Origin of the sequence: Erythrobacter sp. (genome assembly GCF_011765465.1) — a bacterium.
Taxonomy (GTDB): Bacteria; Pseudomonadota; Alphaproteobacteria; order Sphingomonadales; family Sphingomonadaceae; genus Erythrobacter.
In genome coordinates this window covers 2,196,036-2,210,915 of record NZ_CP050265.1, presented here as the reverse complement: position 1 = coordinate 2,210,915, position 14,880 = coordinate 2,196,036, and the positions used below count along the sequence as shown (strand labels likewise).

16 protein-coding genes and 1 tRNA gene are annotated in these 14,880 nt (G+C 67.3%); 11 read left to right on the top strand and 6 right to left on the bottom strand.

From position 1 onward, the window contains the following. Positions 1-6: 6 nt before the first annotated feature. Entirely contained in the window at positions 7-1,227 is a 1,221-nt protein-coding gene (locus G9473_RS10560) for a toxic anion resistance protein (protein WP_291133159.1), read from the bottom strand. A 198-nt stretch (positions 1,228-1,425) separates the two neighbouring features. Here G9473_RS10560 and G9473_RS10555 point away from each other — a divergent pair, with 198 nt between their 5' ends. Further along, positions 1,426-3,015 carry a TIGR00341 family protein gene (locus tag G9473_RS10555; RefSeq protein ID WP_291133157.1) on the top strand — a complete coding sequence of 530 codons (1,590 nt, stop codon included), beginning with the start codon at positions 1,426-1,428 and terminating at the stop codon, positions 3,013-3,015. A 6-nt stretch (positions 3,016-3,021) separates the two neighbouring features. On the opposite strand, the gene G9473_RS10550 is transcribed toward G9473_RS10555, so the two are convergent. Beyond that, positions 3,022-4,770: a fatty acyl-AMP ligase gene (locus G9473_RS10550; protein WP_291133155.1), complete on the bottom strand. Its 1,749-nt coding sequence runs from the start codon at positions 4,768-4,770 to the stop codon at positions 3,022-3,024. Positions 4,771-4,906: 136 nt separating this feature from the next. Between G9473_RS10550 and G9473_RS10545 the strand changes: the two genes are divergently transcribed. The 4 genes from G9473_RS10545 (at position 4,907) to G9473_RS10530 (ending at position 7,129) form a co-directional block, all read left to right on the top strand. After that, positions 4,907-5,584 carry a regulatory protein RecX gene (locus G9473_RS10545; RefSeq protein WP_291133153.1) on the top strand — a complete coding sequence of 226 codons (678 nt, stop codon included), beginning with the start codon at positions 4,907-4,909 and terminating at the stop codon, positions 5,582-5,584. Beyond that, positions 5,581-6,099 (top strand): DUF192 domain-containing protein, encoded by a 519-nt coding sequence (locus tag G9473_RS10540; protein ID WP_291133151.1) that lies wholly within the window; start codon positions 5,581-5,583, stop codon positions 6,097-6,099. Before G9473_RS10545 ends, G9473_RS10540 begins: the two co-directional genes overlap by 4 nt. A gap of 71 nt (positions 6,100-6,170) precedes the next feature. Next, positions 6,171-6,596: an NADH:ubiquinone oxidoreductase subunit NDUFA12 gene (locus tag G9473_RS10535; RefSeq protein ID WP_291133149.1), complete on the top strand. Its 426-nt coding sequence runs from the start codon at positions 6,171-6,173 to the stop codon at positions 6,594-6,596. Between the two features lie 11 nt (positions 6,597-6,607). After that, the gene (locus G9473_RS10530; protein ID WP_291133147.1) at positions 6,608-7,129 is read left to right on the top strand and encodes a DUF2155 domain-containing protein; all 522 of its coding nucleotides are present in this window, start codon (positions 6,608-6,610) and stop codon (positions 7,127-7,129) included. Here G9473_RS10530 and aat read toward each other — a convergent pair. Beyond that, positions 7,054-7,779 carry a leucyl/phenylalanyl-tRNA--protein transferase gene (aat, locus tag G9473_RS10525; RefSeq protein ID WP_291133146.1) on the bottom strand — a complete coding sequence of 242 codons (726 nt, stop codon included), beginning with the start codon at positions 7,777-7,779 and terminating at the stop codon, positions 7,054-7,056. The genes G9473_RS10530 and aat overlap by 76 nt on opposite strands. Positions 7,780-7,904: 125 nt before the next feature. Between aat and G9473_RS10520 the strand changes: the two genes are divergently transcribed. Then, positions 7,905-7,980 (top strand) — tRNA-Trp (locus G9473_RS10520). 131 nt (positions 7,981-8,111) lie between these two features. After that, complete coding sequence (locus G9473_RS10515; protein ID WP_291133144.1) at positions 8,112-8,261, top strand: hypothetical protein; 150 nt, start codon at positions 8,112-8,114, stop codon at positions 8,259-8,261. Positions 8,262-8,326: 65 nt separating this feature from the next. Here the strand turns inward: G9473_RS10515 and G9473_RS10510 are convergent, their stop codons facing one another. Continuing rightward, complete coding sequence (locus G9473_RS10510; RefSeq protein WP_291133142.1) at positions 8,327-9,892, bottom strand: sodium:alanine symporter family protein; 1,566 nt, start codon at positions 9,890-9,892, stop codon at positions 8,327-8,329. A 322-nt stretch (positions 9,893-10,214) separates the two neighbouring features. Between G9473_RS10510 and secE the strand changes: the two genes are divergently transcribed. From secE to G9473_RS10490, 4 genes are read left to right on the top strand one after another with little or no spacing between them, the layout of a single operon-like run. Beyond that, entirely contained in the window at positions 10,215-10,436 is a 222-nt protein-coding gene (gene secE / locus G9473_RS10505; RefSeq protein WP_291133140.1) for a preprotein translocase subunit SecE, read from the top strand. Positions 10,437-10,486: 50 nt separating this feature from the next. Continuing rightward, on the top strand, positions 10,487-11,023 hold the full coding sequence (nusG, locus tag G9473_RS10500) for a transcription termination/antitermination protein NusG (protein WP_291133139.1): 537 nt from the start codon (positions 10,487-10,489) through the stop codon (positions 11,021-11,023). Positions 11,024-11,076: 53 nt separating this feature from the next. Then, on the top strand, positions 11,077-11,634 hold the full coding sequence (locus tag G9473_RS10495; RefSeq protein ID WP_291133137.1) for a septal ring lytic transglycosylase RlpA family protein: 558 nt from the start codon (positions 11,077-11,079) through the stop codon (positions 11,632-11,634). A gap of 54 nt (positions 11,635-11,688) precedes the next feature. After that, a complete protein-coding gene (locus G9473_RS10490) occupies positions 11,689-12,690 on the top strand; it encodes an NADP-dependent oxidoreductase (RefSeq protein ID WP_291133135.1) in 1,002 nt (333 codons plus the stop codon). Here G9473_RS10490 and G9473_RS10485 read toward each other — a convergent pair. Beyond that, entirely contained in the window at positions 12,687-13,880 is a 1,194-nt protein-coding gene (locus G9473_RS10485; RefSeq protein ID WP_291133133.1) for a GNAT family N-acetyltransferase, read from the bottom strand. The two genes, G9473_RS10490 and G9473_RS10485, sit on opposite strands and share 4 nt — an antisense overlap. After that, positions 13,880-14,737: a transcription factor jumonji, JmjC gene (locus tag G9473_RS10480; RefSeq protein WP_291133131.1), complete on the bottom strand. Its 858-nt coding sequence runs from the start codon at positions 14,735-14,737 to the stop codon at positions 13,880-13,882. Before G9473_RS10480 ends, G9473_RS10485 begins: the two co-directional genes overlap by 1 nt. Positions 14,738-14,880: the final 143 nt, after the last annotated feature.

The following is a 14,880-nucleotide window of genomic DNA, read 5'->3' as shown; positions in this document are numbered from 1 at the left end:
CTGCGCTCAGTTATCCAGCGCGAGCAGCGACGGGTCGCTCGAAACCTTGGCCTGCGCCTGTGCCTGTCCCTCGGAGCGGGCGATATAGCCCTTCGACTTCTCGACTTCTTCGGACAGGACCGTGACCGTCTGCTTCATCGAGGACAGGGCGCGGACCTTGAACTCGTCGACTTCGTCCATCGTGTCGTAGATGTTCTGGAAGGCGCGCTGGAGCGTTTCGAGCGGGATCGTGCTCGAGGCGGCCTGTTCGTGGATCTGCCCGGTCTGTTCGCGCAGGAGGGTGCTGGTCGAATCGATGATGTCGCTGGTCGTCTGGTTCAGCGAAGTGATCTGCTGCAGGACGAGCTTCTGGTTGGTCATCGCCTGCGCCACCGTGACTGCCGTGCGCAGCGCGCTGACCGTGGTGGTGCTGGCGCGGTCTACGCCCTTGACCAGTTCGACGTTGTTCTTCTTGACGAGGTCGAGCGCGAGATAGCCCTGCACGCTCACCGCCATCTGCGTCAGCAGGTCCTGTGTGCGCTGGCGGACATAGAAAAGCGCGCTTTCGCGCAGCGCCTTGGCCTTTTCGGGATCGCTTGCGTCGAGCTCGTTCGCCTTCGCCTCGAGCCGTGCATCGAGAGTCTTGGCGATGTGGATCATCTGCTCGAGCTCGCCCATCGCCTCCCACAGCTTCTGCCTCTCGGTGTCGATCGCGGCGTTGTCGAGGTGGAGCTCCTTCTTGCCCGATTCGAGACGTTCGAGGATCGCCTGAATGTGGCCCTGCGCGCTCGTGTAGCTGTCGAAATAGTTCTTGAGCCGGTTGCCGAAGGGGATGATGCCGAACAGCTTGCGCGGGGCGAGCAGCTTCTGCTTGCGGCCGGGATCGAGGTCCTCGACCGTGCGGCGCAGTTCGGCAAGGTCCTTGCCCACGGTGCTGTCCTCGTCCATCGCCCGCACCGGCCGGTCGAGAAAGCGGTTGGAATGGGATGCGGCGGCGCGGATCTGTTCCTGCCCCATGCGCGTGATCTGGTCGACCTTCTCGCCGAATTCGGGCGAGTTCGCATCGGCCGAAACGAGGTCCGCCACGAAGGCGTCGACCTTGCTGTCGAGCTTCGACTTCTGCTCGGACGTGACCGGCACGAGCCCGGCGGCCTTTTCCGGCGTCACCTGAGGGACCGGATCGGGCGGGGTGAGTTCGAAATCGGTCGCGGTCGCGATCTTGGTTTCGGGCGTATCCTGCGTGCTCATGCGGCGTATCGTGCTCCCTTGAGGGCCGCTCTTGGCGCGGCGCTCGCCTTCCTTAGTGTATTAGTGATCTAAAACACGGTGTTCAAGGCCGCGCCAGACTAGCGGCAAGCCGGGGGGCGCGTCCATCGCTTTGACTCCGGGGCAGGCTGGCGCGGGTTTGAAAATGCGCTAGAGACAGCGACCGGAGGGACCTACGAAATGACCGATAACGCCGCCTCGGCCGAGCCGCGCGAGACGCAAGAGTCGCCCCTGTCGGGCGAGGCGGAAGCGACCGCGTCGTCCCGCTCCGCCCGGGGCGAAAGCGGCCTTGCCGGGATCGCGGCGAGCGTCCGCCGCTGGTGGCTGACCGAGGTTACGGGCGCGGTCGACCAGGTCCAGGTGATCGCCGACCGGCGCGAGGAATGCCTCTTGTCGGAACGCTACCTCTTCATGGTCGCGATGAGCGCCGGGATCGCGGTGGTCGGCCTGCTGCAGTCCTCGACCGCGGTGGTCATCGGCGCGATGCTGCTTTCGCCGCTGATGGGCCCGATCATGGGGCTGGGATTCGCGCTGGCGATAGGGGATTACCACTGGCTCAAGCAGAGCGCGCGCAGCCTTGCCTGGGGGAGCGTTATCGCGATCCTGCTGTGCGCGCTGATCGTCTATGTCTCGCCGATCAAGACGATCACGCCCGAAATCGCCGCGCGCACCGAGCCCACATTGTTCGACCTGATGGTCGCGCTGTTTTCCGGCATGGCGGGGGCTTATGCGATGATCCGCGGGCGGGCGGGGACGATCGTCGGCGTTGCCATCGCCACCGCCCTTATGCCGCCGCTGGCGACGGTCGGTTTCGGCCTCGCGACGCTCAACGGGACGGTGTTCTGGGGCGCCTCGCTGCTGTTCGTCACCAACCTCATCACCATCGCGCTCACCGCCTGGGCGATGGCGCGGCTCTACGGTTTCCGCTCGCGCCTGTCCGAACGCCAGACGCAGGCGCAGAACTTCGCCGTGGTGCTGGTCTTCATCCTGCTCGCGATCCCGCTGGGCTATTCGCTCCAGCAGATCGCGTGGGAGGCGAACGCGACCCGGATCGTGCGCTCCGAGATTGATGAGACCTTCGATCCGCGTTCCGAGGTCTTCGCACTCGAGACGGATTTCAAGCGCGAGCCGATCGCGGTCGCCGCCACGGTCTTCACCCCGGCATTGAGGCCGGATGCCGAGCTCGACATCGAGCGCGCGCTGGAGAAGCGGCTCGGCAGGCCGGTTGAACTGACGCTGGTGCAGGACGAGGTCGGCAGGAGCGCGGGCGCTGCCGAGGCGGCGCAGCTTTCCGCCGCCCGCGACCGCGAAGAAGCGGCGGCGCGCGCCCGCGCCGATGCGCTGGCGCTGCGGCTTGCGCTGGTCGCGGGGGTGGGTGATGAGGACGTGACGATAGACCGCACCCGCCGCCGCGCTGTCGTGCGGGCACGCCCGCTCGAAGGGGCGAATGTCGCGACCTACAGAATGCTCGAGGAGCGCATCCGCGCGACCGAACAGGACTGGACCATCGAGATCATCCCGCCCGCCGCGGCGCTCCCTGCGGGCTATGCCTTCAACGAGGAGGGCCTGCCCACGGCCCCGGCGCGGCGCGCGCTCGAGACGGTTGCCTGGGCCGCAGGCCGGGTCGACCTGCCTGTGGTGGTGGTCGGCAACGGCGAAGACGCCGAGCGCGCCGTTGCATTCCTCGAGGAACGCGGCGTCACGGTCGAACTGCGTCGGGAGCGCGGCGAGCTTCGCGCCGAATGGGGCGCATACCCGGCACAGGAGTGAAGCCGATCAGGCCGCGAGCTTGAGCGGGACGATCTCGCCCGAAAGGTAGAGCTTCTTCGCCTTGGCGCGCGACAGCTTGCCCGAGGAGGTGCGCGGCAGGGTGCGCGGCGGGACCAGTTCGACGACGCAGCTCATGCCCGTGACCGAGCGCACCTTGTCCGCGATCAGCTCGCGCAGGCGGATGCGTTCGGCCGGGTCGGAGACGCGGCAATGGACGAGCACGGCAGGCGCTTCCTCGCCGCTTTCGGTCTCGATCGCGAAGGCGGCGATGTCCCCGTGGTTGAAACCGGGCAATTGTTCCACCGCCCACTCGATGTCCTGCGGCCAGTGGTTCTTGCCGTTGATGATGATCATGTCCTTGGCCCGGCCGACGATGAACAGGTAGCCGTCGGCCATGTAGCCCATGTCGCCGGTGTCGAGCCATGCATTGCCGTCCGCATCGCGGACGAGGCAGGCTTCGGTCGCTTCCTCGTTGCGGAAATAGGAATGCATGACGCTGGGCCCGCGGCACCAGACCTTGCCGATATGGTGGTCGGCCCGGGCCTCGCCGTCCTCGCCCCGGATTTCGACTTCCATGTCGGGCAGAGCCTTGCCGCAATTGACGATCGCCCGATACCGGGCCGGGCGCGAGATGTCGCGCGGCGCGCCCGACAGGCGCTCTTCCTCGACGAGTTCGACCCGGATGCCTTCGCCCGGCGGCATGACGGTGACCGCGAGCACCGCTTCGGCAAGGCCATAGGAAGGGGTGAAGGCTGACGCCTTGAACCCCGCATCGGCAAAGGCGTTGACGAAATTCTGCATCACGTCGGGCCGGATCATGTCAGCGCCATTGCCTGCGACCCGCCAGCGCGACAGGTCGAAGCGCTCGGCGACGTTCGACTGGCTCGAAATGCGCCGCGCGCAGATGTCGTACCCGAAGGTCGGCGAATAGGAGAGCGTGTAGCCCGGATTGCGGCTGATCATGTCGAGCCATGCCAGAGGGCGCCGGGCGAAGGCGTCGGGTTTGAGGAAATCGCCCGAGACCTGGTTCGCGATCAGCGAGAGGAAGCAGCCGACAAGACCCATGTCGTGATACCACGGCAGCCAGCTGATGCAGCGATCGTTTTCGCCCAGGTGCATGGTCGTGGAATGGCCGTAGAGATTGTGCAGCAGCGCCTTGTGCGTCACCGCCACCCCGGTCGGGAAACGGGTCGAACCGGAGGAATATTGCAGGTAGCAGATGTCCTCGGGATCGGCGGTCGGCAGGTCGCAGTCGGGCGCTTCGGTGGCGGCGAATTCCTGCCAGCTCGTCGCCTCGCATCCTTGCCGTGCCGCAGCGGCGCCCGCCATCTCCGCGATTTCCTCAGGGAAGAGCAGCAGTTTGGGATCGGCGCTCGACAGCTGCACAGCAAGCTGGTCGATGTAATTCTCCTTGCCCCCGAAGGTCGTGGGCAGGGGGAGCGGCACGGGCCAGGCACCGGCGTAGACGCAGGCGCAGAACAGGGCTGCGAAATCTGGGCCGGTTTCCGCGATCAGCGCGACCCGGTCGGCCTTGCCGATTCCCGCCGCGACAAGGCGGCGCGCCATGACAAGCGCGTCCTCACGCATTTCGCGATAAGGATAGACCCGCGCGAGCATCCCGCGCATATCGTGGAAATTGAGCCCTTTTTCGCTTTTCGCGGCGTAATCGATCGCCTCGCTGAAGGTTGCGAAATCCGCGCGGCGGCGCGGCAAGTCGCAATCGTTCGGCGTCGGCTTCAAGGCGGCGTCGGTCATTGTCCCTCGCGATACCCGTTATCTGCAGCGCGGCTCTTGCGCGCGATATCGTGCCCGTTCATGGTCCGGGCGTACTACCCCGGCATACGATCCAATACGCCCCATTTGATAAGGACTGTGGCACGAATAAGGCGAAATGGTTTCACCCCCCGATCAATCGTCACAGCGCCGTAGCGCGAAATCCGCCGAGCGCAAGGGGCGAGCGGTCCCGGACAAGCCAGCGCGCAGGGCTCCGCTCGATGCCGACAGCCTGCGCGACCTCGCCCTGTCCTATGCCGCGCGCTACGCGACCACGGCAGCGAAGCTGGAGGCCTATCTCGCCCGCAAGATCCGCGAGCGCGGCGTTGCCGAGGACGGCGACGGGCGCTCGGTCGAACTTGATGTGGGTGGGTTGATCGCGCGGCTGGTGGAACTCGGCTATGTCGACGACGATGCTTTCGCACGGGCACGCTCGCGCGATCTCACGGCGCGCGGCTACGGCGCGCGGCGGGTCGAGCAGGCGCTGTGGGCGGCCGGCGTCGACGAGCAGGCGCGCGAGGACCACGCCCCCGGCGAGGCGCAGCGCCGCCGCGCGGCGATGCTGCTGGCGAAGAAGCGTCGCTTTGGCCCCTATGCGCTGAGCGAGGCGGCCGAAGCTGCAGGTGAGGCCGCCCCCTCGATCGAGCCCGCAAGACGCGAAAAGCAGATTGCGGCGATGCTGCGCGCGGGCCATGATTACGAACACGTCCGCAAGGTCATCGAGGCGCCTTCGCGCGTCGAGCTCGAAGACTGGCTGGCCGAGGCCCAAGCCGAAGAGGAAGAGAATTCGAGATGAAAACGCCCCTCGCCGCCCTTGGAGTGATGCTTGTCCTTGCGGGCGCGGGCTGTTCGCCCGTGCAGAGCGCCGAACAGCCAGCGCCCGCCGCGACGGCTCAAGCGCAAGGGGCGGCCCCGGCGCGCCATCCGGCGTCCGGCCTGCCGCTGATCGAGGTCGCGGTGGTTCGCGGAGACACGCGCATCACTTTCACGACCGAAGTCGCGAACACCCCGCAGGCGCAGGCGCGCGGTATGATGTTCCGCACCGAAATGGGCGATGACGAAGCGATGCTGTTTCCCTCCGAGCGGCCGATGCAGCGCAATTTCTGGATGAAGAACACGCCCCTGCCGCTCGACATCATCTTCATCGGGACGGACGGGCGGATCAGCAATATCGAGAAGGGCGTGCCCTACGAACTCGAATCGGTCGGCTCCGATGGCCTTGCAAGCGCGGTGCTGGAAATTCGCGGCGGACTTGCGGCGGAACTCGGGATCGTTCCGGGCGACCGGGTCGAATACGACTGGCCGCAATGAGGGCAGGCAATCGCGCGCCCGATGACACTCGCGCTTGAAGGGCGGGCGGTTTCGCAGTAACCGCGCGGCCCATGGGAATCCTCTCGAAAATCTTCACCTGGTGGGACGGCGCGACGATCGGCACCCACTTCTGGGCAAGCCGCGTCGGCGCGGAGCACGTCGGCACCGATGCGCAGGGCAACAAGTATTACCGCGCCAAGCCCAGGCACCTGAAGGGCCGCGTCGACGGTTCCTATACCAGCCGCGAGAAACGCTGGGTGATCTATGCGGGCAACAACGATGCGAGCCGCGTGCCGAGCGAGTGGCACGGCTGGCTCCACGGGGCCTTCGACGACGTGCCCGAAAGCCACCTGCCCCCGCCCAAGATCTGGGAGGCGGACTACACTCCCAATCTTACCGGAACCCCGGCAGCCTACCGCCCGCAGGGCGCGCTAGAGCGGGGCGGACGCCGCGCGCCTGCGGACGGGGACTACGAAGCGTGGAGCCCGGAGGGCTGAGGGCCGCGGCGATGCGCGCCTTCCTTCCCGCCGCACTCGCCTGCGCCGCGTTGCTTCCCGCCGGCTGTTCCGACAGCGCGGATGAGGACACTCCGGCGACCGACGCCTTATCCGATCGCGCCGCCGCCGGCCCGGCATCGACCATGCCCGAGGACGCGTCCGAGGCGCTCGCCGGGGCCACTCCCAATGAAGAGCGGGTCGCAACGCTCGGCCTGCTCAACAAGCGCAACAACCTGTCCGAGAACATCACGCTCAAGCCCGGCGAATCGGTCGAGGTCGGCCCGGTCATCCTCACACTCGCCACCTGTGAGCGCACCCCGCCGTGGGAAATGCCGCAGGAAACGGGCGCCTTCGTCCAGGTCGACGTGCTGGACCGCGGGCAGAGCGAACACACGCGCGTCTTCTCGGGCTGGCTGTTCAAGAATTCGCCCAGCCTCAACGTGGTCGAGCACCCGATCTACGATGTCTGGGTCAAGGATTGCGCGATGCGCTTTCCGGGCGAGGCCGAACCGGCGCCTTCGTCGGACGACTGAGCGGAAGAAGCGAATCGTCTCCAGGCTGCACCGAGGCTTGCTCTCGGCTCTCCGCGTGCGGCGGCGACCCGCTTCATGTATTCGGCCTGCGTGATCTCGAGCGCGCCCATGCTCGCGAGGTGATCGGTCATGAACTGGCAGTCGAGCAGCACGAAGCCCGCCTCGCGCATCAGCGCGACAAGCCAGCACAGCGCGACCTTGCTGGCGTTGTCGGCGCGCGAGAACATACTCTCGCCGCAGAACACCCGGTCGAAGGAAACGCCGTAAAGCCCGCCGACCAGCGCGCGTTCCGCACCTTGACCCGTCCAGCACTCGATCGAGTGGGCATGGCCCGCACGGTGAAGCCCGCAATAGGATTGCACGATCCGTTCGCTTATCCATGTCTCGGGATGGCCCGGTCGCGGCTCGGCGCAGGCGCGCACGACCTCCTCGAAGCACTGATTGACCGTCACCGAAAAGGTGTCGCGGCGCAGCACCTTTCGCAGGCTTTTCGAGACATGGAGCCCGTCGAGCGGCAGGATCGCGCGGTCGCGCGGTTCGACCCAGAAGATGTCCTGGTCGTCGCGCCGGTCGGCCATGGGGAAGATCCCGCTGCGATAGGCCAGCAGGAGCGTCTCGACCGGGATGGGGGCGCGAAGGGGGGAGTGCATGATCCTCTTACCAGTCTAGCACCACGTAGGCGTCCTGCCAGCAACGTTTCCGCGCCCCGGCCTGTTCCTTGCGCCATAAGTGTTGCCTATCGCCCGGGGCTGGGATAGAGCGCGCATCCGCCTGCAGGGGTGTAGCTCAGTTGGTAGAGCATCGGTCTCCAAAACCGAGGGCCACGGGTTCGAATCCTGTCACCCCTGCCATTTCCCACATCGTCGTCCGTCCCGCGTCCCGCCCATCCGGGCGCCGGGCCGAAGTGTGGGAACGATAGTCGGCGCGCCCTGTTGGTGATGCAACGCAATGCAAACCGAATGAAAACAGGGAGATGGACGCAATGACCGCTGTTCGAATCCACACCAGCGCACCCGATCGCTGGACCAGTCCGCGCCCGCATACCGACGCGGCGCTCCGGCGCGCAAAGCACGGCCCGATCCGACCGATGCATGAGCCGAGCTGGCTCGAAAAGCTGTTCGGGACGGCCTGACGGCGAACCTGCAGAAGATGCTCGAAGCGCCCGGCCGCCCGACAGGCGACCGGGCGCTTTCTCGTTCAGTATTCTTCCGGTTCCTCGGGCGTGTCGGCGGTATGCGTGCGCCCGGCGTCCTTGATGCCCTTGGCGAGCTTGAACACCACGCCCGAAAGCAGGAGCAGCGCGAGCAGGTTCGGCAGGGCCATCAAGGCGTTGGAGATGCCGCCCAGCCGCCAGATCGTGTCGAGCGGTGCGAAAGCGCCGTAATAGATCGCGATGCACCAGATCACGCGCCAGATCATGTGCAGCACCTTTTCACCGCCCCGGTTCGTACCGGGGATACGATCGTAGATGAAGGTGATCGCCCGCTCGCCGTAATAGGACCAGGTCAGCAGGGTGGTGAACACGAACAGGATCAGCACCACGCTCGCGACCAGCGTGCCGAGCGGAACGCCGATGATCTCGGTCGGGAACACCGCCGCGAAGGCGGCCGATGTGCTGGCGAACCCGGCTTCGCTTTCGGGACCGAGATCGGAGGTCCACACGCGCTCGACATAGCCGACGCTGCCTGCGGCGTCGGTGAGCGCGAACTGGCCCTGCACCGTCAGGATGACGAGCGCGGTCATGGTGCACACGATGACCGTGTCGATGAAGGTCCCGAGCATGGCCATGCGGCCCTGGCTCGCCGGGTCGTCGGTCTGCGCGACGGCGTGGGCGATCGGGGTCGAACCCTGTCCCGCCTCGTTCGAAAACAGGCCGCGTTCGACGCCCGCACGGATCGCGACGATCATCGAGGCACCGATGAAGCCCCCGCTCGCTGCGCTTCCGGTAAAGGCGCTTTCGAAGATCAGCGCGAAGGTGCCGGGGATCGCCGCGGCGTTGAGCGCCAGCGCGATCACCGCCATGATGATGTAGGCGAACGCCATGAACGGGATCACGCTCTCGGCGACCCGACCGATCGACTTGATCCCGCCGATGATGACGATGAAGACGGCGATGGCGACGATAACGCCTGCCATTTTCTCGCTTATCCCGAACAGCTCGTTCATGCTGTCCGCAACGCTGTTGGCCTGGATGCCGTTGCCCGTGATCAGGGCCGAGAACAGCGTGGCGAGACAGAAGATAACCGCGAGCCAGCCCCATCTCGGGCCAAGGCCCATCATGATGTAGCTCATCGGTCCGCCGCGCAACGTCCCGTCGCTGGTCGTCTCGCGATAGCGGATCGCGAGCGAACCCTCGGCAAAGGCGAGCGCCATGCCGATCAGCGCGGTGATCCACATCCAGAAGATCGCGCCCGGACCGCCCAGCGCGATCGCGGTCGCCACTCCGGCGAGATTGCCGGTGCCGACCTGTCCGGAAAGCGCCGTCGAGAGTGCCGCGAAAGGCGAGATCTCGCCCGAGCCGGAGCCCTTGCGGCCCTTGAACAGCCCGGCAAAGGCGCTGCCGAGCTGGAGGATCGGATAGAATCGCAACCCGAACATGATGTAGAGCCCCGCGCCCAGCAGGATCACGACCATCGGCGGCACGGGAATGATCGTCGCCCCCTCCCAGGTCCCTGCCCAGATCACGTTCGAAACGTTTTCGATGAAATCGATGATGCCCGTCGAGCCTGCTTGCGCGGTATCGGCGGCGTCTGCTGCAGCCATTGGCGGCTATCCCCTGAAAGCTGGTATCCCCGTGCACGCCCGGCCGTCTCTCCCCGGACGCATGAAGCGCGCACGCTAGGGCCGCGCGCGGGCCGTGGCTAGAGGAAATGTTGCAGTGCGATGTCGGCCGGGCCGCAGGCCACGCAGCCGCTTGCCTTTGTCGGCGCGGGCGCGTATGCGCTCGGATGAATTTCCGACATTGGTAGTTTCAAAAGCCCCTCCGGCGACCTTGTCCCGGGCGGCGCGGAGACCTACCTGAAAAGACTTTCGGCAAAGCGGGCCGTTCCGCTTGCCCAGCACCCACAGATCGAGGCGCCGTTTCATGGCCGAACAGAAAACCGAACCGAAGAAGCGCAAGACCAGCGTCGCGGAATTCGTGAACCAGGTCCGCACGGAGACCTCCAAGGTCGTCTGGCCGACTCGCGAGGAGACGATCCGCACCGCGATCTTCGTCTTCATCATGACGCTGATTCTCTCGCTTTTCTTCCTCGGCATCGACAGCGCGTTCAACGCTGTCGTCAATTTCCTCCTGACGCTCGCCTGATCGCGCGGCGGACCCAGGCACAACGCATAGACAGGGACACGAACCGACCAATGGCTCGCTGGTACATCATTCACGCTTATTCGGGCTTCGAGAACAAGGTGAAGGAAGCGATCCTCGCCGAAGCGGATCGGCTCGGCCTGTCCGAGGGTGTCGAGGAGATCGAGGTCCCGACTGAAACCGTGACCGAGGTCAAGCGCGGCAAGAAGGTCCAGGTCGAACGCAAGTTCATGCCGGGCTACGTGCTGGCCAAGCTGAACATGACCGACGACATCTACCACCTCGTCAAGAACACGCCGAAGGTGACGGGATTCCTCGGGTCGGGCAACAAGCCGCAGCCGATCTCGGAAAAAGAGGCCGCGCGCTATTTCGGCGGGGTCGAGGAGGCCAAGGCCGCACCCAAGAAGGACGTCAATGTCGAGTACGAGATCGGCGACCAGGTCAAGGTGCTCGACGGCCCCTTCGCCAGCTTCAACGGCGTCGTCGAGGAACTCGATTTCGACAAGGCCAAGGTCAAGGTCTCGGTCTCGATCTTCGGCCGTGCGACCCCGGTGGAACTCGATTTCGAACAGGTCGAACTGGTCAAGTAAGGCCGCTCCCCACCGGAACCGCTGTCCGGGCAACCCATTGATTCGGTATGACGATGCCGAATGCCGCAGCCGCTTCCGACCACACCATGCCGACCAGGCGCGAGCGCCTGCGCGTGCTGATGCGCCTCAAGTCGCAGCGCCAGCTGATGCTGCTGGGGCTCGCCGCGCTCGCGCTGCTGGCGCTCGGGCTGACCGCCGCCCTGTGGTCGCGCGAGGAGCCGCGCGACATGATCCGGCTCGGCAAGGGCGGGGCGAGCGTCGAGGCGATGGCGCCCGGCGTTCTGCCCGATCCGGGCGAAGCCGCCCCGGCCTCCAAAGACATCGGCGGCGGCGCGGCGAGCTATTACGGCGACGAGCTTGCCGGGAACCCGACCGCGAGCGGCGAGAGCTTCGATCCGAACAAGCTGACCGCCGCGCACCGCACCCTGCCATTGGGCAGCCGCGTGCGTGTCACGAACCCCGCCAATGGCGAGAGCGTGGTCGTCAGGATCAACGATCGCGGACCCTTCCACGGCAACCGCGTGATCGACCTCTCGCTTGCCGCCGCGCGCCAGATCGGCCTGCTGAAAAGCGGCGTGGGCCAGGTCCGCATGGCGCTGCTGCTCGACTGACCCTCTCCAATTGGTGAGGCCGAGGAGTGCGCGTGGCGCGTTACCCTTGAGCCCATGAGCCGCACCACCCGCCAGATCGTCCTCGCCGCGCGTCCCCAGGGCGTACCGCAGACCGCCGACTTTCGCATCGAGGACGCGCCGCTCGCGGAGCCGGGCGAGGGCGAGGTGCTGGTGCGCAACCTCTGGCTCTCGGTCGATCCCTATATGCGCATCGCGATGGGCGAGGAAGGCTCGCTCCACGGCACTGTCCCGCTGGGCGACCCGATCTCCGGAGGAGCGGTAGGCGAAGTGATTGCCAGCCGCGCCGAGGCGCTTCCCAAGGGCAGTTTCGTGATGAGCCGCGCCCATGGCTGGCGCGAAGCCTATGTCGTCCCTGCCGCCGACCTGGTTCCGGTCGATCCTGCAACAGGCCCCGTGCAGCGTCATCTCGGGCTTTACGGCCTAACCGGTATCACCGCATGGGGCGGGGTGCGCGGCGTGCTCGATCCGCAGCCGGGCGAGACGGTCTTCGTCAACGCGGCAGCGGGCGCGGTCGGCTCGGTCGCGGTGCAGCTGGCGAAGGCGGCGGGTGCGCGGGTGATCGCGAGTGCGGGCTCGGCGGAGAAAGGCGCATGGCTGACCGGCGCGCTCGGCGCGGACCAGTTCATCGATTACCGCGAGGAGGATGTCGCCGCCCGGCTTGCCGAAATTGCGCCAAGCGGGCTCGATGCGGCGTTCGACAATGTCGGGGGCAACCAGCTCGAGATCCTGCTAGATGCCATGGCCCCGCGCGGCCGGATCGCCCTTTGCGGCGCGATCGCGCGCTATGACGGGGCCTACCGCGCCGGACCCGCCAACCTGTTCGCCGCGATCGAGAAGCACGTCTCGCTCACCGGCTTCAACGCGGGCTTCTATTTCGATCGGGCAGGTGAAATCATTTCCGAGTTTGCGGCGCTCGAACGCGCCGGCAAGCTGGTGGTCGCAGAAACGGTCGCCCATGGGCTCGATGCGATGCCGGGCGCCTTCATCGATCTGCTGGCGGGGCGCAGCCGGGGCAAGATGCTGGTGAAGCTCTAGGGCCGGCTGAGCCCCCGCCACAGGGCCGCCGAGCCCATCGCGCCGGCCAGCACGCCGCGCCGCGCGGGCGAGCCGATCGCCACGACGCAGTCGATTACCTGTCGCCGGTCGGGCCAGAACGGGTCGGCCGGCGCGCCTTCGCCCGCGCAAGTGTCGAAGGCGAGCGCGGGGTCGGCAAGCTCCTCGGCCACCGCGCGCATCAACAGGCGGCCCGGCGCATGGCGGCGGGCGCTTTCCTCATGCGCCATCTTGAAGCCGAAGGCACGCCCGCCGCATTCGAACCAGCTCGTCATCGCCAGCACCCGTCCTCCGGCGGCAAGGCTCGCAAGCCGGGCGTGGCCCCGGCGATGGCCTTCGCGGATGGTCTTGCGGAACAGCGCGGCATTGCACGGTTCGCAGGCGAGCGCACTCCCGCCGCGCCCCTTCCAGCCGGCCCGTTCGAGATCGAGGAAGCGGGCGATCCAGTCCTCCGGGTCGCGGTCGAGCGGGTGCAGCTCGACACGCACCTCGCCCAAGTCGCGCGCCAGCCGCCGCTCGAGCGAGGAAAGCCGGGCGCGGGCCTTCCTGAGCGCAGGCGAAGCGGCTCCGTCGGCGGTCCCGGTGTCGCCCCGCCCGAGGCGCGCTGGCCGATCGGTGCGTCGGGGAATCCATGATCGCCGCCCGTCCTCGGCCACCGTGGAAAGCAGGGCGAGAGTGGCCGTCTCGTCCGCCGCCAGGCCCTCGCACATAAGCGCAAGCCCCGCTCCGGGACGCGTGTCGAGCGCGCCAAGCAAGGCCCGCCAGAACGCTTCCTCGCCGCCGCTCGCGACGAGCGGGCCGCCCAGGAACTGGTTGGTGGCGCGCCAGCTCAGCCAGTGGGGGACCGGGGTCCGCCCGATCCGCACCGCCAGCGCGAGCGGCAGCGCGCCGAGCCATTCGCCGTCCGCCTGTCGCACCACGGCAAGGCGCACGCGCTGCTTCCCGGTGCAATGATGCAGCGCTGCCCCCATGAACCAGTCGAGCGCGAAAACATTGCTCTCCGGCGAACGCTCCGACAGCCGGGCCCAGCGTGCCTGCTCGCCGGGAGCGAGCGCCCCGGGTGTGAGCCATTCGACCGCCAGTCCTGTGCCGGAGGCGGGCGAGGGGGCCCGGCGCGCGGGGCGCGCCGGGCCGGGCATGGGAGCGGGGGCGAAGGAGGGTTCTGGCCGCATCACGCCGCGCTCCCGCGGCTCTGTAAGGCGCGTTCGAAGCGCTGCAGCATCCGGCTGACGAACGCGGCAAGGCGCGGTCGGCGGGCGGAGAGCACGGGGTCGCGCGGGGTCAGGCCGAACCGCCGCAATCGCGCCCCCAGGCGGACCGCCTCGGCGACATCGCGGCTCCAGCTGTTCTGCCAGGTCAGCGACAGCGAGATCGACGGCGTCGGTCCGCACCGCACCGCGTGGGGCGCGCACCAGGGCACGAACAGCGCATCGTCCGGGCCAAGCTCGTGGCGTGTCCCGCCGACAGCGTGCGCGTCGTTCGGCTCGAGCAGGTTGTCGCCGGTTTCGTGATAGGCTTCGCGCGCGGCAAGACTGACAAAAGGCTCGCCGGGCGGGAAGGTGGTGAAGGTCTTTGTGCCCTCGAGGTGGAAGAGCACGTTGTATTCGGCATCGAAATGGAGCGGCGTGCGGGTATGTGGGGCCGACAGGAAGACGAAGGCCCTAACGTCGCGCACCGGCCCGGCCGCGGAGAGGATTGCAGGAGGAAGGACGGCAAGGCAGCGCGCGAACAGGGAAGCGTATTCGGGCAGGCTTTCCAGCCCCTTCAGCATCACCCAGGCGCGGTGCGGGCCGCCTTCGCCAAGGCATTGCGCAAGATCCGCGAGCGGGGGGAGCACGCGGAAGCCCGCGCCATCGGCGGCATCATGGACGCGCCGCTCGATCATGCTTTCGGGCAGGCGCGCCGCCGCCTCGGCCAGCGCGGCGCGGGTCAGCAGCGGCTCCGCACCGAGAGCATGGACGAGCCGCTCCGGGTCCCGCGCGCCGAGAGGCGCTGCGGGATGCGGCGGGGCGATGTCGATGAACGACATGGAAACGCGACCCTCCCTGCTTCCATCAAGGCGATACAACATATCGCATGGCGAGCGTGAAAGCCTCGTTAACTCCGGCCCGCTCTGCGCCCGTCACCCCGGATCGCAGCGGCGTGCGGCTTGCAATCCGCGGCGAAGCGGCT